Source organism: Amycolatopsis sp. NPDC004747, assembly GCF_053601335.1.
Genome location: NZ_JBSGBQ010000006.1, coordinates 291,626 through 310,134, shown reverse-complemented (window position 1 = coordinate 310,134; position 18,509 = coordinate 291,626). Strand labels below are relative to the sequence as shown.

The following is an 18,509-nucleotide window of genomic DNA, read 5'->3' as shown; positions in this document are numbered from 1 at the left end:
CAGATCAGGCCGCGAGCTGAGTTGCCGAAGTTTCTGGCTCACTCCCCGGTGGTCCGGCGGCGAGTAGCGCGCGGTCGTACTCGGCCTTCCACGTGATCCGTTCCGCGATCGCGCGCATGACCAGGTGCGGCCGGGGCGGTACTTGCGGGTCTCCGGGCTCGACCTTCCGCCAGACCAGCCGGGCGGGGTCGGGTTGCGGCTTCTCGATCCCGATGGCGGCCAACGCCTGGACCACGAATGCCTTGCGGTCGGCTTTGTGGTCGTCGAGGGTCTTCCCGGACCACTTGCGCGACACCAGCACCCGACGGCCCGGCAGCCCGAGCGTGGTCCGCCGATGCGCGCGTCCCTTGCAGTGGCCGGGGGTGGTCTTGCTGCCCGCGCCCTTGGGCTGGATCCCGTAGAGCAGCCAGACCGCGCAGCGAGGCGAGCAGGGCGTGACCGACAGTTCGGCGTGGAGCCGGTCGTGGTGGTCCCGCAGCCGCGCAGTGTCCGCCTCGACTACCTCACCGGTGGACTTGGTGAGGTATTTCGTGAGGTAGCCGATGTGGCGGCCAGCCTCTTCGGTGCCGCCGAGGATGCCCTTCGAGTGCACCTGCCGCCCGAAGGTCACCACGTGCGCCGGGACCTCCACCTCTTCCACAGCGTCATCCCACGACGTCAGCGGTTGCCGGGTGTCCGGGTCCAGGAACGCCCGAGTGTCCGGGTCCCAGACCGGCAACCGGTCGACGTAGACGACCTGGTCGTGCGACGGCCACCAGACCTGGTGATACGTGGCCTCGGTGACCTGCCGGATGACGTCGTGCGGGATCGCCCCGCGGATCGCCGCATGCAGGTGCGGAGCCGTCCGCTTCTGCGGCTCCACCGTGGCGAAGTACTGCGCGTCCCAGCCGACGACCCGGCGCAGGTTCTGCCACCACCGGTCCACCAGCGCGGAGAAGTGCACCGCATCCCGAGCCGCTCGCCGGTAGTCATATCGACTCGGGTCAATCGGGGAGCCGTCGCCACGGACCGGGCCGTAGGTATCGCACGTGAGCGTCACAAACATCGACGGCCGGAACTTCCCGGCAAACTCCCGACCGACCGTCGTCTTCGCGACCTTCCGCCGAGGCAGGTTCGGCGCATCCTGCCGCCGCTTCGTCGACCTTTTCACCTGGCGCTTCGTCGGCACGTCGAGGGCGGGCAGCCGACCCCGCATCCCGAGTTGCCGAAGTTCCGCATCAACCCCGGCGACCTCCTCCCGCAGCTCCTCCGCCTCCGCCTGGTCGTGCTCGACCACCTCCCGATACGCCGCCACCAGGTCCGCGCGATAGGTCAGCAACTCCTCGTGGTCCTCCGACGGCGGAGCCGGGGTGAGGTTGGGTTCTTCGGTCAGGTGCCAGCCCTCGCGGCATTGGGCCTGCCGAAGCGCCTTGGCCTTCCGCGCGCACGACAAGCAGACCGACTCGACGGTGGAGCCGCACGGGACCGGGACGTATCGCAGTTCGCCGGTCTCGGTGTCGCCGACCTCCATCGTGAACGGTCGGACGCAGACGCCGTGCTTCTCCGCCGTCGCCCGAATCACGTCCGCAGCCAGCGGGGTCCGCATCCGTTCAGCCCGCGTTCCGGCCGGCTGGGTCTGTTGCTGGTCGGTCATTAGGCGGCCACCTCCCCGGGGCGGGTCCATTGGCGGAGCTGGAACACGGGCATGTCCTGCCGGGCTCCGGCGGGCAGGTCCAGGAAAACGGCCGGGTCGAAGTGGACGCCGCTGTAGACGTGCACGGGGATGCCGCACGGGGTCCGGCCGGTGATCGACAGGTGCACCGAGTCGCCGTCCGAGGTGCGCCAGAGCGACGCGGCCACGTCATCGAGGGTGTTGGCCCAGGTCAGCAAGGCCCCGGCGACGTCGGACAGCTGGTGGGCGTCGAGCTGGACTGTGAGCGGGTCCGACCAGGTCCGCACGGTCAGCGTCGCCACCGGCGGTAGCTGGTGCAGGTCGAGGTGATCGCGGATGGTGTCGAGGAAGACCATCAGCCGGTTCACGCGGCCACCCCCTCGCCGCCGAGCACCGGGCGAGCCGTGCCGCCGTTGGTGACGTAGTGCTCCAGCGCCTTGACCGTCTCATCGGACACCCAGCCCGCACGGATACGCAGCGGCTCGCGGATGCCCTCGCCCCACACGAACCCGACCCCGGCTTCGCTGTCGCCGATCCGGTTGGCCCACGCACCCCGTTCATAGGCGCCGTCACCAAGGACCATGCCGACGTGCGTCTTCGACGTGACGCGCAAGCAGACACGGCGGGTGAACAACTCCCGGACCGGGACGGTGTCCTTGGTCGGTTCCTGCACATAGCCACGTACGGAGATGTTGAGCGCCCGCCCTTGGGTGTTCAGCAGAGCAACGCGCTCGACGATCTGTTCGCGGGTCTTGCGATCCGTGTACTTGGTCAGCGCTCCGATCTCGTCGAACTCCAGCAGCTCCAGCGGGTACTCCGTCGACAGCGGGATCGTGCGAACCCGCCCAGCGAACTCCCGCTTGCGGGACTCCATCTCCTCCACCAGGCCGTCGAGCACCTCGAGCGCGTCCTTCCCGGACACCGCGTACCGGGAGAAGATGCCGCGCCCGTAGGCCAGCTCCATGCCCTTGGGATCGATCCCCGACATGCGCACCAGACCGGACCGGATCGCCGGGGCCGCCGACACCAGTGGGCACCACATCACGCTGTTCTTCCCCGCACCCGAGGCACCAGCGGTCAGGCAGTGCGCACCGGAGCCGAGCAGCGGCACCCGCCAGTCGTGCCCATACTCGGTGCGACCGGCCCACACCTTGCGGAGATCCACCGCAGATTGCCCCTCCGGCAGTGCAGGGGAGTGCACCAGGGCGGCCAGCTGGTCACGACGCTGGAAGTCAACGGAGACCACGTTCGGTGCCAGCTCCCGCACCTGACACCGCGCGACCTTCCGGGCCGAGGCCAGCGCACGGGCGGCGTCGTCGAAGTCCTCCGGCTTCTGGCCAGGGACCAGCTGCACCCGGACCTCATCCCAGGATGGGCCGGAGCGGACGCCGAGGACCTTGGGTACCTGCACGCCGGACTGTCGAGCCGTCGCCCGCGAAGCCTTCCGGCGACCCACCAGGTTCACGGTCACCTCGACCGGCAGGGCGGCATCGCGGACGCTGAGGCCGCAGGCGTGCAGCCAGCCGGGCAGCTTGAGATGGTAGACGGCCCAGCGCAGCCACCACGACCGCAACGGCCGGCCACACCATTGATCGAACGACGTGACGTCGAGCAGCCGCCACACGCCGAGGATCAGCGCCAGGCCGCCGAGGTTGACCACGAGCCAGATCCAGCCGACCCAGATGCACCACAGGTAGACCGCGATCACGGTCAACGAGGTGCGCCAGTGGATCACGACTTGGGAGAACAGCCAGAACACGACCTTGCACGCCCACCACAGGGCCACGAACACGACCACCATCGCGGCCAGCGCCTCAGCCATCGACGCCAACGCACGCCCGATCTTCGCCAACACCCACACGCCGAGACCGAGTCCGGCCAGGGCGATTACGAGCATTCCGGGAGAGGTCATCGCCGACCACCACCCAGCACCGCCGAGAGATCCAGCGGCAACGCGCCCAAGCAAGGGGCGCACTTGGTCTCACCCGGCAGCAGCCGAGCGAACCGCTTGCATTCCGAGCAGCGCGAGCGGGTGACCCCCACTGGCGCACGCCTGTTGTCATCGTCTAGCGTCTGCATTGTTCACACCCCACGGTTGTGGACAGCGCAGGAGCGGCATGGTTGGTAGCCGGTTTCCGCTTCTGCGCCTTACGTTTCACGTCACCCGCACGAGGACGCGTTTCACCGCCGCACGTCATAGCGCGCGTTTTTCGTTGCAGTATTTGACTGTTCGTGTGTCTACACGGGACTATTCAGACTTCGACTTACTGCCCTGGATCTGTGCCGACACCTCCCCCGCCTTCCGCCGCTCGTATCCCGCCCAATACAACGCCTCGTGGTGGTGCCCCCGGTCGACGTCGGCGACCTTCTCGTACATCCGTGCGTTCGCCTGCCGGAAAGCCAGCCACACTGCGGGGTTCGCGTCCGGTGCTGGGAGACGCTCCGTTGCGATCTCGTGCGCGTCCCGCAGGGTGCGCGGCTCAGCCGACTTCGCCATCACGCGCCAGCCGATCCGTCGCGCGAGCTTCGAGGAGTGCCGCCATGTCCTCCGCGCTGTCGCGGAGTTGGCGAAGGAACCTCACGCACGCCGGCCACATCGCCGGGTCGTCCGGCGGCCGCAGCATCACCACGCACGGCGCCCCCGCGAGCACCAGCATCGGCGGATGCGTCGGCTCCGAACCAGTCTCCTCGACCGCCAGTTCCGCCTCCGACCCGACGATCCACGTCACGCCGAACCCGTCCCACCCAGCTTCCGCCGCGTCCTGTTTCTCGTCGTGTGCCATGTCCCTGAACACTTTCCCCATGCCGAAGGCGGGTCTCCCACTTTTCGGCTTGAATCTCGAATGCCTCAGCGGCGGAGATGACGGCCGCGCGCGCCCAGGCCGGTAACGGAACTTCGGCCGCAAGATCACGCCAAGCTGCGGCAACCGCCCGCGACACCTGCGGCAACTCCACGTCCGAGGCCCCCGCATATCGCGCGTAGGCGAGTTCCCAAGCCCGTATCCGCTCCCATCGGCTCATGTGATCTCCCCTGGTCGTTGGGCCGAATCAGCGCGGTCGAACTCCATGCGCGCCCGCCGCTCGAACTCCTCAGCCGCCACGGCCGACGCGTGCCGCGCCCACAGCGGAGCAGCGAGATCGGCAGACAAGGCGCGCCACGCCACCGCAACCGCGTGGTAGGCGTGAGCAAGACGCCGCACTGCCGCCAGATCGTCAGATGCCGACCTCATCGCGGCGAACAGTGCGGACGTCTGCTCCGCGTACGCCTCGTTCCACCGAGCGACCGCCTCACGCGACGGCCGCCCCGCCATCACGCGGCCTTCTGCTGACCACTCTGGCCGGCCGGGGTCTTCGCGGCCTGCTTCGAACCAGCGCCACTACCCGGCTCCCGCATCCCGGTAGCCCGCAGCGCCCAGCCCTGGTACTTGAACTTCTCGCCCATGACCCGGGCCTCAACCGTGAGGCCCTCGAACACCACCGGCCGGAAGTCGAACCCCTGCATCGCCGCCGGGGGCGGGACGGGCTGGACCCGGTCGAGCAGAGTAACCGTGGCCGACTTGTCGCGGTCCTTCTCCGCCGACGGGTCGGTCACCGTGACCTTCCACTGCGGAAGGCCGGTCTGCTCGTCGATCTTCTGCTTGGGCTGCTTGCCCCGGGCCTTGTCCTCGTTCGAGACGTACTCCATGTCCGGCGTGACGGGGCCAACGATCGCCGCCCCGGCCGGGAACACCGCGTCGTGCTCTATCTCGAAGCGCGTTCCGCGCGGTACTGCCATGTCGGTTCTCCCTGGTCAGGCGCCTCACGCGGCGCCGCCTATCGTGGCTGACATGGTCAGGTTAGCCAGGTTGGCTAGCCAAGTCAAGCAAGACGAAAACGGTCTAGGCCGCTAGGTCGCCTAGACATGCTTGGCGCCAGTCGGGGAAACTGAACGCGGACCCGGGGTCCCAGTCAAGGAAGGATGCACCGATGGCACTCGACCCAGACGACCCGAGGCCGCCGTATGTGCAGGTGGCGAACGCGCTCCGCGCGGCGATCCTGACCAGGAAGTTCACGCCAGGTGACAAGTTGCCATCCCGAAACGAGCTGGCGAAGACCTACAACGTCGCGCCGATGACCGTGCAGAACGCCATCCGTGAACTCCGCGATGAGGGTCTGATTGTCTCGCGTCAGGGCAGCGGTGTCTTCGTGCGAGAGCGCACCGAACGCCCGGTCGGACTTCGACCGCACATCGAACGAGCCTTCGAGGCCCAAGACGTCACGATCGACTTCGCCGGGTTCTCTGGCGAAACGCTCCACGGCGTCATCGCCGAACCGCTGGACAAGATCCGCATCGGCCGGCTCCGGCCAGAGTCGATCACAGTCCGCCTGCTGGTGCCAGACCCGACCCAGCCGTGGTCCCTTCCGGTCACCGTGGACGAGCACGCCGACAGCCCACTGTTCCGCAAGCGCGCCGAAGAGATCATGCGGCGCCACACCCTCGCCATCGTCGACTCGGTGACCGAGCTCGGCGAGCTCGGGTTGGTCAATAAGGCAACCGCGCAGGTCCGTGTGCACCCGGCACCGCCGATGTTCAAGCTCTACCTGATCAACAACGAAGAGACGTTCTTCGGCTTCTACCCGGTCCGCGAGCACGTCATTAACTTCGGCGGCGAGACCCAGGCCATCTACGACCTCATGGGCAAGGACGCAATCCTCTTCCACCACTCGATCAACGACGACGACACATCAACCGGCTCACAGTACGTCGACCAGGCCAAGACCTGGTTCGACAGCCTTTGGAACAGCGTCGCCAAGGACTACAAGCGATGAGAGCGGCAGACATGCTCGACAGGGCGCGAGCGCTGTTCCTCGACTTCGACGGCCCGGTCTGCTCAGTATTCGCTGGTATCCCTGCCTCGACTGTTGCCAACCAGCTCCGCACAGTGCTTTCGGACGGCGGGCACACTGATCTACCCAAAACAGTCGCAACTAGCGCCGACCCGTTCGACGTACTCCAATACGCTGCGATGCTTGGGGAAGACGAGGCTCGCTACGTCGAAGCTGCCTTTGCCGCCCACGAAGCCGAGGCCATCTCTACTGCTGCCCCAGCGACCGGGGCGCACGAGCTCATTGAGGCTTGGCACGAATCTGGCCGGCCGCTCGCCATCGTCAGCAACAACGGCGTCCCGGCGATCAGCGCCTATCTTGACCTCTACGATCTTCGCACTTCAGTCAACTTCGTGTCCGGGCGAACCAGTTCGAACGTTGCTCTACTCAAGCCCAGCCCTTACCTCCTCAGTCAGGCAGCTGCGGCGCTCAACGTCACTACTGACGAAGCCGTGTTCGTCGGCGACTCGGCGAGCGACATCGAAGCCGCACAATCCGCGGGCGTCCACTCGATCGGCTACGCGAACAAGCCAGGCAAGGTGGCCAGTCTCAGTGTGGCCGGAGCGGAAGCAATCATAGATACCCTTACCAGCTTGACAGCCGTCGCATGAGAACCTCCATACCACGCATGTCTTCCGCCGGAACAGTCGATAACCTGCTTCCAACTGTTCGAAACAACCTGCGGTAATTAGCGGAATTTGAGCGAGCATCACACAGACCCGCCACTGCGATAGCAAGGGAAATAAATGCCGAAAAGACGGGTGAGTATTTACTACTGGAAGCTGGACGCTCGCCAGTTCGCTTTTTGGTTCACGGTCGCCTTCATAGCTGGATCAGCCCCGAACCTCGCCGACGAAGTGCACCCCTTGTTTCTTCTCGCAATCTGGCTCCTGGCAATGGTCGCCGGGCTAATACTCTGGCTAAAAGATAAGCGTAAATCCGGAATCGGCGTATACATCCATTTGCCTCGGCCAGGCGACACGCCCCAGTCGATCAAGGTGACGGAGTTTCTTCATGAGCAAATGGCCCGGCATCATCGTGATTGGTTTCGTTCAGGCCCAGACGATTCCCAAAAAAGTCTAGAAGACCGAGTCGACTGGACAGTAAAGACAATCCGTCATCGACTCGAAGAAGCCGAATTGCAGGCGAGCGGCACACCACCCCTATCAGTATACCTGCACTGCCGCCTCGAAGAGGCGTTCGCACTTGGAAGACGGATCGCTCAAGTTTGGAACCACCACGAGCGTTATGCCGCCATATCCGATGACTCGATTGAGTCAGCGACCCTAAACCTTGACTTTCGCGTCAAGTCACTCTCGGTCTTCAATAAGGATAAGGTGCAAATTCACGAGATTAATTTGCAGGAGCTACAGCCGACTGGTCCAATCAGCGGCCTGCTCCATCTTGAACAGCATGAGAATTTATCCGCCCGCTTTAAGATTAGCAAGACACCTCTACCGCGACTGGGAATCATACTATATGCAGCGCAATCGCCGGGCCGATACCAAGCTTTTCGAGACAAAGCCCTAGAGGCCGCGGCAGGTGTTGCAAGCAACGGATATATGATCTATGAGGACGACCGATGCGATAACGCGATTTCTCTGTCGTTGACGGCAGACGAGTTCTACAACAGCCTTCGCGGTGGGTCTTCCGAGAAATATGTTCAAGCCATATCTGCAACATGGACTAACGCAGCTAATCAAATTTATGGCACACCTGAAGTTCCTGTACGAGTATTCATGCAAGGCCCGTCGATCTTGGCGTTTGCACTGGGGGCTTTCTTGCCCGATGGCAGTCGACTTGTCCCTTATGACGCCAATGTCGCAGCGGCGCAACTGCCACGCGAGGGCGCAGCAAAGCTGATCGCAATAATTGACGGTGATGACATCGGTTCCGGCATGGAGAACCTACTTCTCTCGAACAGTCTCAACGAAGCGATCGCCTACAGCAAGGAAATGGATCAGCTGATCAATGTAGCCGTCGAATCCATGAAGTCTGTCCCAGGAGTAACATTACGCTCCTTTGCGGGAGACAGCGCCATATTCGAGCTCGAAGATAATTCGATTGCAGCATTCGAGGACGCTTTGGACCGTGTCCGATCTGAATCTATCTTGAAAATTTCGTGCGGCTACGGCACGACCACACATGAAGCGTATACCGCGCTGCGGATAGCAAAGACCACGGGAAAGAATATCACCGTCGGCAGTGGCGATCTGAAGCGCAAGCGATAGGACAGACCGTGCTAGAGTTGGCGGAATCTACGACGCTAGGAGCACCTTTGAACATAGTCTCCTTCTTTAACCACAAAGGCGGAGTAGGCAAGACTACTCTTGTCTATAATGTTGGGCTAGCTCTAGCGTCACACGGTCATCGCGTGCTATTCGTGGACCTTGACCCGCAGGCGAACTTGACTAGCGCCGCCCTCGCGGAAGCTCCGCTGGAGGCGTTCATTAGCGGAGGTCGAACCGTCTATGACTGCTTAAAGCCATTAATTGATCGTTCCGGGGACGTGAACCCTGTCGATCCCGTTCAGATTCGTAAGTCTGCTTGGATCCTTCCGGGACATATTGCACTGAGCGAATTCGAAGAAATCGCTCCCACCGGATGGATCGAAGCAGTCGCCGGAAATCCTGGCGGTTTTCGCACGAGCACTGCGGTGTTTAGGCTAGTTACGGATACCGCCCGCAGGGTTAATGCAGACTTTATCATGATGGACCTGGGCCCGAACGTCGGCGCACTGAATCGAACGGCAATACTTGCTTCGACCGGATTCGTGATTCCCCTGGCGCCCGATCTTTTCTCTCTGACCGCTCTGAGCAGCGTAGGAAAGAGTGCCGCTCTGTGGGTGTCTGAATGGACTGCCGCCCTGGGGGCCATGCAACGACGCGAGTTGGAACTACCGTTTGCCTTGCCCACAGGTAAGCCTTCGCCGCTTGGCTATATTAGCCAGCAGTTTTCAGTCTATCGAGAAGAGCCAGCTGCAGCCTATAAAAGGTGGATTGGCCAGATCCCGGAGAAATATCAACGCGGCGTCATCGAACCGTTGGATAAAGCGGGTGTCGTTATACCCGAGGGACCTGCGAGCATTGGCGAGATCAAGAATCTGTCGAGCCTTGTTCCGATTGCGCAACGAACAAATAAGGCTATCTTTGAATTGAGCGGCGTAGAAGCTCGCGGAGCTCAGCATACTCGCGCTAAAGACACCTACGACCTGTTTAGCCGCCTGGCAAGTGAAATCTCTTCACGCGTCGACTTCGTGAATGAAGCATAAAATGTCGATATTTCTTGACACGTGCGTTCTGCCTCGCCGCGGACGCCTTCGCACGCCAATTATCTCGGCACTTATACAAGTCGCCGCGCGCAAGGGTATGACAATAAAACTCCCGCAGGTTGCGCTTGAAGAATCAGTTAATGCGCGTGGGCGCGAAGCAGAAGAAGCGTTCGATAAACTTTTGTCCGCGTTCAACGAAGGCTCCAAGTTCTATTCACTCCCTCCGATATATGTGCCAGGCACAGCAGAGGTAGAAGAAGACTGGAGAAGTGAACTTACGGAGGCGTTTGAGGTAGTACCACTCGCGCCAGATGATGCCGTTGAGGCGCTCATTCGAGAGGCCAACCGCGTTAAACCTGCCTCTGGGGGTACCGGATCACGGGATTCTGCCATATGGCTCACCGTCTTACGTGGTCACCGCGCATCGACCAATGAAACTCACTTCGTGTCATCGAATACCGCCGACTTTGCCGCCAAGGACAAGAAGAGCCTTAATGAAGAACTACGCGCAGAGCTGCAGGGCGACACGAACTTCCATTACCACAAGTCACTCGACGACCTAATTTCATTTCTCGCGGAGCGAATTGGTCTTCAGCAGATTGACAACTCTGCCGTAGAGGCCGGGATAGTCGAAATCTTAGATTCCGCCACCGCGGCCGTCGCGGACCTCGTTGAAGACAAGTCGACTGACATAGCACTCCAGTTGGGACCAAGCACCGTCAGCGAGCACCGAGTTATCCGAGCATACAAGATTGACGAAACGATACTCGCTCTGCTTGAAGTGAAGCTTCACCTTCATATCGGCGATATCGGCGAAGAGGCAGATGAATTGTCCGCAGACGAGGTCACAGCTCGGGTGTGGTTCGTGCAGGAAGAAGGATCCGGCACCTACATTGAGGCCGAGCTCGAAAACGTTTCGGTGCCGGACTAACTCTACTGCCGAACTTGGCTCTATGGGATCAAGGGCGGCACGCAAGCGTGCCGCCGCAGAGGACCGCCCGGCCTCCGCTCCGCTCCGGCCGGCGGCCTCAGCGCGACGTCTCGTGGCTTATCCCCGTACCGAGGTCTCGCCTCATCGTTCCTACCGCATCGTCGAGCAATTGCTTCAGGCCGTCGGCCTCGGTACTGTCCGTTTGCCCAGCCGCGCGCGCGTCGTGATACGGCGTCAGCCCCTTGACCACGCGTTCGGCCGCCTGAACCACATCAGGTGGAGCCAAGAGGCGAATCCGGCCGTACATCATCGCCGCCGAGTCACCAAGCGCACGCACGTCGTCAGTCAGGCGCTTGACAGTCTTCTCGGGGCCGGACTGCCCCAACCTCGTCTTCGCTTGCCGGTGCGCGCTCGCCGCCTCCCCGAGTTCGTCTGCGACTCTCCGAAAGGCCGCGACGACACGATAGAACTCAGCGTAGACGTCTGACCTCATCTCCCGAGCGCGCTCAGCGCGAGTTTCCTCGGCTCTCTTGGCCTCACGGCGGCCTGTGACGAAGACCGTCACCAACACGCCCAAGAAGCCAACCCCAGCTACAACTAGGGTGCCCCACCACGGAGTAGGTCCAGTCATCGTCTCTGCTTCCTGGCCGGACATTGCTACGCTCGGTAGCGTACGTGTCCGCTCGTATGCTTGGTCACCGCGCCACAGACAACACGACCAGACAAGCGAGACGTTGGGCCACCCCGGAGCCGGATCATGACAACGGCCGGTAGCACCGCGTCAAGGCGGGAAAGCGTGCCTTGACCCGGCACCACCGGCCGCGTGCTGGCTTCGTATCGGGGTGGCGGGGGAGGTCTGGGTGGGGGCACAGGTCATGCCATTAGCGTGCCATTCAGGCCGGTCAACCAAGGTTAACAACGGGCACCAAGAGGTAGGTCCCTCCGCAGGTCAGGGCCACTTTCGAGCATGATCACCCTGGTTCCCAAGCTGAATACGCGGGTTCGATTCCCGTCATCCGCTCTCGACGAGAGGCCCCGGGCGCAAAACCCGGGGCCTTTCGCTTTCTCCGTCAGGACCAGAAATCGTCGTCGGCGGCTTCGTCGCTCGAAACGTCCGTCAGTTCCGCGGCCTTGCCGTCGCGCATGCGGAACACCAGGGCGTGGCGGGTGTCCAGGTGTTTTCCGTTGCGGGTGCCGGTCGAGCGGTAGACGGTGATGACTTCCTCGTCGTTCGCGTAGACCTCCTCCAGCTCGACCTTCAGCGTTCCGCCGCTGCGCTCGGCCAGCTGCCCGTACATGGCGAGAATCGCGTCGCGGCCTTTGTGGTCACCGGAAAACACGTTGTGACCGGGCATGTGCTGCACGGCGTCCGGCGCGAGGAGCTCCGACAGCGTGGCGATGTCGCCCGCGGAAAACGCCTCGTAGCCCCGGCGGATGAGAGTGGCGTTCTGGTGTTCGGCCATGGGTGGCCTCCTCGGATAGGGCGTCCGTCCATCGAACGCGTCCGTTCGGACCACGGTCAAGGCCTCGATTTTCACCGCTCGGCAAGGAAAACGGCTACCGTGACGCCAGCCGGTTTCGCAAATGTGCCACGTGGGCGGCGGGCAAGCCGGTTTCCTCCGCACGCTCCAACGCCTCGAACGCCGTCGGAGAACCCAAGCGGTGCAACAACTCCGCCCGTGAAGCGTGCCACCACGGGTAGTCGTCCAGTCCGGACAACCCGTCCACCAGCGCCAGGGCCGGCTCGGGGCCGTCCCGTTCCGCCACCGCGGCCGCGCGGTTCAGCCGGACCACCGGGGTGTCCTGGACCGACAACAGCACGTCGTACCAGGAGATCACCGCGTCCCAGTTCGTCTCCGGGAACGACGGCGCCAAGTCGTGGCAAGCCGCTATCGCCGCCTGGACCACGTACGCGTTCGGCACCGTCGGCGTCCGGCGCAAACCGCGGCCGACCAGCTCGACGCCTTCCTTGATCAGCTCCGCGTCCCACAGCGAACGGTCCTGTTCGGACAGCAACACCGGCACGCCCGCGGCGAACCGCGCCGCGCGGCGGGCGTCCTGCAGCAGCACCAAGGCCAGCAGCCCCAGCGCCGTCGGCTCGTCCGGCATCAGCGAAACCAGCAAGCGGGCCAGCCGGACGGCCTCGGCGAGCAGCGAACCGCGGCCCGTGTAGCCCTCGTTGAAGATCAGGTACACCGTCGACGCGACGCCGGCCAAGCGCGAGGGCAGTTCCTCCGCCGAAGGCACCCGGTACGGGATCCGGGCGGTGGCGATCTTCTGCTTCGCGCGTGTCAGCCGCTTCGCCATCGTCGCTTCGGGTACCAGCAGGCCGCGGGCGACCTCGGCGGTCGACAAACCGCCCAGTGTCCGAAGCGCCAAAGCCACCTGGGCGTCCAGGGACAGCGCCGGGTGGCAGCACGTGAAGACCAGCCGCAACAGGTCGTCGCGGACCACCACCGGGTCCGGGAACGGGTCGACCGCGGGCATCGCGTCCGCCTCCTTCCCGAGCCGCTTCGCTTCGCGGCGGACCACGTCGACCGCGCGGCGGCGGGCCGCGACCAGCAGCCAGCCGCGCGGGTTGCCCGGGACGCCGTCGCGCGGCCACGTCTCCAGCGCGCGCACGACGGCGTCCTGCACCGCGTCTTCGGCCAGGTCGACGCTGCCGGTGACGCGGACCAGCGTGGCCAGTACCCGGGTCCCCTCGTCCCGGACCAGCCGCGCGACCGCGTCCCCGGCGCCGGTCACTTGCCGAAGTCGACGACCGGCCGGACCTCGATCGCGCCGTCCCAGGCGCCCGGGATCCGGGCCGCGACCTTGACCGCTTCGTCGAGATCGGCGCATTCGAGCAGGTAGAAGCCGGTGAGGGCTTCCTTCGTCTCCGCGTACGGGCCGTCGCTGGTGACGATGTCGCCGCCCTTGCCGCCGGTGACGCGGACCGTCGTCGCGGTCGCCGTCGGGTACAGCGCCGCGCCGCCGCGGATCACCGCCGCCGCGCCCGTGCCGAACTCGTCGTAGTCCTTCATCATGTCCGTGGCCTCGGGCGTGGTCGGGTCGATGTCCGTGGCGTAGATGATCGCGGCGTACTGGGGCATGGCGTGCTCCTCACAGGTCCTGACCGGCGCCGATCGCCGGCTCTCACTGTAAGGACGAACGGCGCGGGCGTCGCCGGGACAACCGCGCCGAAAAAACTTCAGCCCTCGACGAGCTCCCAGTCGCTGTCCGGCGTCGCGCGGTCGTAGACCTGGCCCGGCGCGGCCTCCAGCACCGTGCGCACGTCCGGGTACAGGTTCGCCACGTGCTCCAGCTCCAGGCCCTCGACCTCGAAGTCCTCCGCCTCGGGGACCTCGAAGCCGACGAACAGCCAGGTGCCGTCCTGCTCGCGGACGACCTGGCGGACGGCGCGCACGGGCTGCTGCGGGCCGGTCGGGATCTCGGTGAGACCGCTGCTGATCTGGGCTTCGTCGTCCGGTGAGCCCTCGAACTCCCAGGCCGCGCGGCGCTGGGCCAGCAGCCGGATGTCCTCGTCTTCGTCGTCGGAACCGGTCACCGACGAGAGCAGCCAGGTGCGCCGCTCCGGGTCCCAGTCGGCGGCCATCCCGGTCGGCAGGCCGGCCAGCGCGCCCAGCTGCGGCAGCAGTTCGACGGCCTCGCGCAGCGACATCTTGCCGAAGCTCTCGCGGTTGACCAGCACGTCGTCGGACAGCTCGGTGCCGTCGCTGATGAACCAGTCGTCCTCGTCGTCCAGCACGACGAACCCCAGCGCTTCGGGGTCGTTCACCAGGGCCAGCGCGATGATGACCGGCCCTTCCGGGTCCTGGCGCAGCGGCCATTCGGTCGACATGCGCCATATCCCACCATCGGGCGACCTCGGGCCGCGAGCCGGGGTCGCCGCTCGATAAATTAATCGTGCGTTGATATTATCGGCTCATGGTGCTGCCCAAAGGACTCGCCCGCTTCAACCGCGTGGTGACCAACCGGATCAACAAGTACGTCGTGAACTGGGCTCCGGGCTTCGGCCTGCTCGTCCACAAAGGACGCAAATCCGGCAAGGAGTACCGCACCCCGCTGAACGTCTTCCGCACCGAGGACGGCTTCGTCATCGCGCTCACCTACGGCCCGGACACCGACTGGGTGAAGAACGTGCTGGCCGCGGAGAGTTGCACCATCGTCACCCGGCGGAAAAATTACCGCGTGCACTCGCCGGAGCTCGTGCATGATGAGTCGCGCCGGGCGATGCCGACGCCCGTGCGCCAGTTCTTCGGCTTGCTGGCCGTCAACGACTTTCTGCTGGTGAAACGGGAGTAGGGATGATCGAGGGGGAACTCGTCCGGCTGCGCGCGCTCGAGCCGGAGGACGCGGACGACATCTTCGGCTGGGTGCACGACCCCGAGGTCGGCCGCTGGATGGTCAACGACTACCCGCGCTCACGCGCGCAGATCCGCAAGCGCTGCGAGGAACGCCCGCTCAACACGTACGAGCTGGTCGTGCTCGGCATCGAAACCAAGGCCGACGGCAAGCTGATCGGCGTCATCGACCTCCGGGACGCCCGGCCCGAGGTCGGCAACGCCGAGCTGGACGTCTACATCGGTGACGCCGGATACCGCAACGGCGGCGGCTACGGCACCGACGCCCTGCGCGTGATGTGCCGCTACGGCTTCGAGTTCATGCGCCTGCACATGATCACGCTCTGGGTGGTCGCCGAGAACGAGCGGGCCCGGCACGTCTACCGCAAGGTCGGCTTCTCCGAGGACGGCAGGCACCGCGAGGCGTTCGTCGGCGAGGGCGGCCGCCGCCACGACATGATCCTGATGAGCATGCTGCGCGGGGAGCTCAAGTGAGCAGCCGGCGGGGCGCCTTCCGCCGCCACGCCTCTTCGAGCAGCTCGCGCAGCTGATCGACGTCCACGCGCTCGAGGTCCACGATGATCGAGCCGTGCCCGTCGTAGTGCGGGGTCGTGAAGAAGGCCGCGTCGCCGGACTCCAGCAACGCGGCCTTCTCGTCGAGCCCGCACATCACGACCAGGCCGCCTTCGGCCTCGGTGCGCAACCGCGCGAACCCCTTGCCCGCCACCTTCAGCGCGGGCGTTCGGTACCACGTCGACGCCTCGACCTCCGGCAGCCCGGAGGCGAGGCGGACGACGTCTTCCCAGGTCGTCATGGGTCCATTGTCGACCCGGTGTCTTGGAAGAACCGGACCTACGGCAGGCGGGTGATCCGGTCGGCCGCGGGCGGGGCCTGCGGCTTGTGCGCGCCCAGGTAGGCGACCAGCGCGTCGAGGTCCACCGGGCCGCCCGACAGGTTGGTGCCCTTGGTGAACTCGGTGAAGCCGTCCCCGCCGGCGGCGAGGAAGTTGTTCACCGACACGCGGAACGTCGCCGCCGGGTCGACCGGCGTGCCGTTGACCGTGATGCCCGAAACGCGCGAGCCGATCGGCGCGCTCGCCGAGTACGAGTAGTGCAGCGAGCTCGAGATCTGCAGGATCTTCGTGCCGGTCGCCGTCCACTGCTGTTCCAGCACGTTCTTCAGGTTCGCGCCGGTCAGCGTGATCGTCTGCATGATGTTCGAGAACGGCTGGACGGTGAACGCCTCGCCGTAGGTCACCACGCCGTCGCCCTCGCCGCTCGGCGACGACTTGTACGTCAGGTCGGCGCGGATGCCGCCCGGGTTGGTGATCGCGACGACCGCGTTGTTCGACTGCGTGCCCGCGAGCTGCGCGTCGGCGATGACGTCGCCCAGCGGCGACTCGCCGGCCGCGTTGCCCGCCGCCGGCAGGTCCGCGGTGATGGTGCCGACCTCGCGGTTCGCGATCGGCGCGGACTTGGTCTTCGCGTCGGCGACCAGCGCCGCCACGGCCGGGTCCGGGGTGACCGTGCGGGTGACGATCTCGTTGAACGCCTTGGTCTGCGACCGCACGACGTCGCGGGTCTTGCGGCTGATCTTCAGGTCGATCACCGACAGCAGGCGCCCGAACGACGAGCCCTGGATGACCGGCCGCGGCTGGCCGGCCGGGTCGTTGATCACGCAGTTGTACTGCTGGTGGCTGTGCCCGGTGAAGAAGGCGTCGACCTTCGGCGTCACCGCGGCGGCGATCGCGGCGGCCGGGCCGGGGCGCAGCTTGCAGTCGTTCGGGCCCTCGACCTCGGTGCCGTCACCCTGGTGCATCAGCACGACCTGGGCCTTGACGCCGAAGTAGTCCAGCAGGTTCGAGGTCCGGTTGATCGCCTCGACCTCGTCGCCGAACTTCAGGCCCTTGATGGCCTCCGGCGTGACGACGGACGGCAGGTCCTTCAGCGTGGCGCCGATGACGCCGATCGGCACGCCGCCCTCGAACTTCACGGTGAACGGCAACAGCGCGGGCAGGCCGTTGGTGAAGTACACATTGGACCCGAGGAACGGGAACTTCGCACCGTCGAAGCTCTTCTGGAACTGGCAGCCGTCCGTGGGGTGGCAGCCACCGAACTGCATGCGCTGCAGTTCCTTGTAGCCCTCGTCGAACTCGTGGTTGCCGACGACGGACGCGTTGACCCCCAGCATGTTCAGGAAGTCGATGGTCGGCTCGTCGTGGAACAGCGCCGAGGTCAGCGGCGACGCGCCGATGTTGTCCCCGGCGGACACGACGAACGAGTTGGCCACCTGCGCCCGCAGCTGCTTCACGTGCGTGGCCAGGTAAGCGGCGCCGCCGGCGTCCACAGTGGTCCCGTCCGACTGCACCACGCGACCACTGGAGCCGGACGGCGGCTCCAGGTTGCCGTGCAGGTCGTTGAACCCGATGATCCGGACGTCGGTGGTGGGATCCGGGCGCTGGCCCGCGGACGCGGGTGCGGTGGTCACCGCCGTCGTCGCCAGCGCGGCCGCGGCCAATACCGCGAGCCGGGTCGAAAGCCTCATGAGTGTTCTTCCTCCGATTCGCGCCCCAGGTCCCCGAACGGGCGCACGGCGGAGGATTCTGCCTCGCGAAGCAGTCACCTACCAGGGTCAAAAGACGGACGTAAAGCGAATGTCACCTAACGGCTTCCCTCGAGCAGCACCCGCGCGACGAGGCCGGGGTCGTCGTTCATCGGCACGTGCCCGCAGCCCGGCAGCAAGCGGAACACCCCGCCCGGCGCGACTTTCCGCAGGTCGGCGACGCGCGGCCGGGCGAGGATCCGGTCGCGCTCGGCCCAGGCGATGGTCACCGGGACGCCGGTCACCGGGCCGGTGAAGCGGAAGTCCCCACGCGACTGGGCGGCGGTGGGCTCGAAGCCGGGCGCGGTGGCGAGCGCGCGGGCGTCCTCGACGACGGCGTCCGGCGTCTGCCGCTCGGGCCGCCCGACGATCATCCCGGTCAGAGCGCGGCGCCCGGACGCGGTGGCGGCGATGCGGCGCACGACGTGCGGCGGCGTGCGCTGGGCGAGGGCGCGGTGGGCCTTGAGCATGGCGATGGCGTACAGCTTCTGGCGCCGGGTCCACAGCCCGGCCGGCGACAACGCCGTGACGCTGCGGACCAGCCCGGCCTGCCCGAGGGCCAGCGACAGCAGGCCGCCGAGCGAGTTGCCGGCCGCGTGCGGCCGGTCGAGCCCGAGGTCGGTGAAGAGCTCCTTGAACATCACCAGCGCGGGCTCGATGCCGTACCCGCCGGACGGCTCGGGCGACTCGCCGAAGCCGGGCAGGTCGACGGCGATGACGTCGCGATGCGGCGTGAGCAGCGGAAACACCGGTGCCCACGCCTGGCGGCGGTGGCCGATGCCGTGGATCAGCACCAGCGGCTCGCCCCGGCCCGCCCGGTCGTAGACAACGTCGTCCATGACCCGA

Annotated in this window: 21 protein-coding genes; 7 read left to right on the top strand and 14 right to left on the bottom strand. The window is 65.5% G+C overall.

Annotated elements, in window-relative coordinates; genetic code table 11:
* Positions 1–4: 4 nt before the first annotated feature.
* The 6 genes from ACWEGE_RS12560 to ACWEGE_RS12535 form a co-directional block, all read right to left on the bottom strand.
* The gene (locus ACWEGE_RS12560) at positions 5–1,633 is read right to left on the bottom strand and encodes a replication initiator (RefSeq protein WP_449660529.1); all 1,629 of its coding nucleotides are present in this window, start codon (positions 1,631–1,633) and stop codon (positions 5–7) included.
* Positions 1,633–2,019: a hypothetical protein gene (locus ACWEGE_RS12555; protein ID WP_449660528.1), complete on the bottom strand. Its 387-nt coding sequence runs from the start codon at positions 2,017–2,019 to the stop codon at positions 1,633–1,635. The genes ACWEGE_RS12560 and ACWEGE_RS12555 overlap by 1 nt, the downstream gene beginning before the upstream one ends.
* Positions 2,016–3,563, bottom strand: coding sequence for an FtsK/SpoIIIE domain-containing protein (locus ACWEGE_RS12550; RefSeq protein WP_449660527.1), 1,548 nt, complete (start codon positions 3,561–3,563; stop codon positions 2,016–2,018). Before ACWEGE_RS12550 ends, ACWEGE_RS12555 begins: the two co-directional genes overlap by 4 nt.
* Positions 3,564–3,899: 336 nt before the next feature.
* The gene (locus ACWEGE_RS12545) at positions 3,900–4,148 is read right to left on the bottom strand and encodes an AMED_5909 family protein (protein ID WP_449660526.1); all 249 of its coding nucleotides are present in this window, start codon (positions 4,146–4,148) and stop codon (positions 3,900–3,902) included.
* Positions 4,132–4,434, bottom strand: a complete 303-nt coding sequence (locus tag ACWEGE_RS12540) for a hypothetical protein (protein WP_449660525.1) — start codon at positions 4,432–4,434, stop codon at positions 4,132–4,134. Before ACWEGE_RS12540 ends, ACWEGE_RS12545 begins: the two co-directional genes overlap by 17 nt.
* A gap of 527 nt (positions 4,435–4,961) precedes the next feature.
* A complete protein-coding gene (locus ACWEGE_RS12535; RefSeq protein WP_043784231.1) occupies positions 4,962–5,426 on the bottom strand; it encodes a hypothetical protein in 465 nt (154 codons plus the stop codon).
* Between the two features lie 191 nt (positions 5,427–5,617).
* Here ACWEGE_RS12535 and ACWEGE_RS12530 point away from each other — a divergent pair, with 191 nt between their 5' ends.
* The 5 genes from ACWEGE_RS12530 to ACWEGE_RS12510 all read left to right on the top strand — a co-directional run bounded on the left by ACWEGE_RS12530 (position 5,618) and on the right by ACWEGE_RS12510 (position 10,719).
* Positions 5,618–6,460 carry a GntR family transcriptional regulator gene (locus ACWEGE_RS12530; protein ID WP_449660524.1) on the top strand — a complete coding sequence of 281 codons (843 nt, stop codon included), beginning with the start codon at positions 5,618–5,620 and terminating at the stop codon, positions 6,458–6,460.
* Positions 6,457–7,128, top strand: a complete 672-nt coding sequence (locus tag ACWEGE_RS12525) for an HAD family hydrolase (RefSeq protein ID WP_449660523.1) — start codon at positions 6,457–6,459, stop codon at positions 7,126–7,128. Before ACWEGE_RS12530 ends, ACWEGE_RS12525 begins: the two co-directional genes overlap by 4 nt.
* A gap of 135 nt (positions 7,129–7,263) precedes the next feature.
* On the top strand, positions 7,264–8,748 hold the full coding sequence (locus ACWEGE_RS12520) for a mCpol domain-containing protein (protein ID WP_449660522.1): 1,485 nt from the start codon (positions 7,264–7,266) through the stop codon (positions 8,746–8,748).
* 8 nt (positions 8,749–8,756) lie between these two features.
* Positions 8,757–9,788 carry a ParA family protein gene (locus ACWEGE_RS12515; RefSeq protein WP_449660521.1) on the top strand — a complete coding sequence of 344 codons (1,032 nt, stop codon included), beginning with the start codon at positions 8,757–8,759 and terminating at the stop codon, positions 9,786–9,788.
* Positions 9,778–10,719: a PIN domain-containing protein gene (locus ACWEGE_RS12510; protein ID WP_449660520.1), complete on the top strand. Its 942-nt coding sequence runs from the start codon at positions 9,778–9,780 to the stop codon at positions 10,717–10,719. The genes ACWEGE_RS12515 and ACWEGE_RS12510 overlap by 11 nt, the downstream gene beginning before the upstream one ends.
* 97 nt (positions 10,720–10,816) lie before the next feature.
* Here ACWEGE_RS12510 and ACWEGE_RS12505 read toward each other — a convergent pair whose 3' ends face one another.
* The 5 genes from ACWEGE_RS12505 to ACWEGE_RS12485 form a co-directional block, all read right to left on the bottom strand.
* Complete coding sequence (locus tag ACWEGE_RS12505; protein WP_449660519.1) at positions 10,817–11,296, bottom strand: hypothetical protein; 480 nt, start codon at positions 11,294–11,296, stop codon at positions 10,817–10,819.
* A 493-nt stretch (positions 11,297–11,789) separates the two neighbouring features.
* Positions 11,790–12,182: a nuclear transport factor 2 family protein gene (locus ACWEGE_RS12500; RefSeq protein WP_449660518.1), complete on the bottom strand. Its 393-nt coding sequence runs from the start codon at positions 12,180–12,182 to the stop codon at positions 11,790–11,792.
* 94 nt (positions 12,183–12,276) lie between these two features.
* On the bottom strand, positions 12,277–13,464 hold the full coding sequence (locus ACWEGE_RS12495; RefSeq protein ID WP_449660517.1) for an RNA polymerase sigma factor: 1,188 nt from the start codon (positions 13,462–13,464) through the stop codon (positions 12,277–12,279).
* A complete protein-coding gene (locus tag ACWEGE_RS12490; RefSeq protein ID WP_449660516.1) occupies positions 13,461–13,811 on the bottom strand; it encodes a YciI family protein in 351 nt (116 codons plus the stop codon). The genes ACWEGE_RS12495 and ACWEGE_RS12490 overlap by 4 nt, the downstream gene beginning before the upstream one ends.
* A gap of 98 nt (positions 13,812–13,909) precedes the next feature.
* A complete protein-coding gene (locus ACWEGE_RS12485; protein WP_449660515.1) occupies positions 13,910–14,560 on the bottom strand; it encodes a hypothetical protein in 651 nt (216 codons plus the stop codon).
* A gap of 86 nt (positions 14,561–14,646) precedes the next feature.
* Here ACWEGE_RS12485 and ACWEGE_RS12480 point away from each other — a divergent pair, with 86 nt between their 5' ends.
* Positions 14,647–15,024 (top strand): nitroreductase family deazaflavin-dependent oxidoreductase, encoded by a 378-nt coding sequence (locus tag ACWEGE_RS12480; RefSeq protein WP_449660514.1) that lies wholly within the window; start codon positions 14,647–14,649, stop codon positions 15,022–15,024.
* Positions 15,025–15,026: 2 nt separating this feature from the next.
* Positions 15,027–15,557 (top strand): GNAT family N-acetyltransferase, encoded by a 531-nt coding sequence (locus ACWEGE_RS12475; RefSeq protein ID WP_449660513.1) that lies wholly within the window; start codon positions 15,027–15,029, stop codon positions 15,555–15,557.
* On the opposite strand, the gene ACWEGE_RS12470 is transcribed toward ACWEGE_RS12475, so the two are convergent.
* The 3 genes from ACWEGE_RS12470 to ACWEGE_RS12460 all read right to left on the bottom strand — a co-directional run bounded on the left by ACWEGE_RS12470 (position 15,550) and on the right by ACWEGE_RS12460 (position 18,502).
* The gene (locus tag ACWEGE_RS12470; RefSeq protein ID WP_449660512.1) at positions 15,550–15,876 is read right to left on the bottom strand and encodes an MmcQ/YjbR family DNA-binding protein; all 327 of its coding nucleotides are present in this window, start codon (positions 15,874–15,876) and stop codon (positions 15,550–15,552) included. The two genes, ACWEGE_RS12475 and ACWEGE_RS12470, sit on opposite strands and share 8 nt — an antisense overlap.
* A gap of 38 nt (positions 15,877–15,914) precedes the next feature.
* Positions 15,915–17,606: a bifunctional metallophosphatase/5'-nucleotidase gene (locus ACWEGE_RS12465; RefSeq protein ID WP_449660511.1), complete on the bottom strand. Its 1,692-nt coding sequence runs from the start codon at positions 17,604–17,606 to the stop codon at positions 15,915–15,917.
* Between the two features lie 116 nt (positions 17,607–17,722).
* Positions 17,723–18,502, bottom strand: a complete 780-nt coding sequence (locus ACWEGE_RS12460) for an alpha/beta fold hydrolase (RefSeq protein WP_449660510.1) — start codon at positions 18,500–18,502, stop codon at positions 17,723–17,725.
* Positions 18,503–18,509 lie beyond the last annotated feature (7 nt).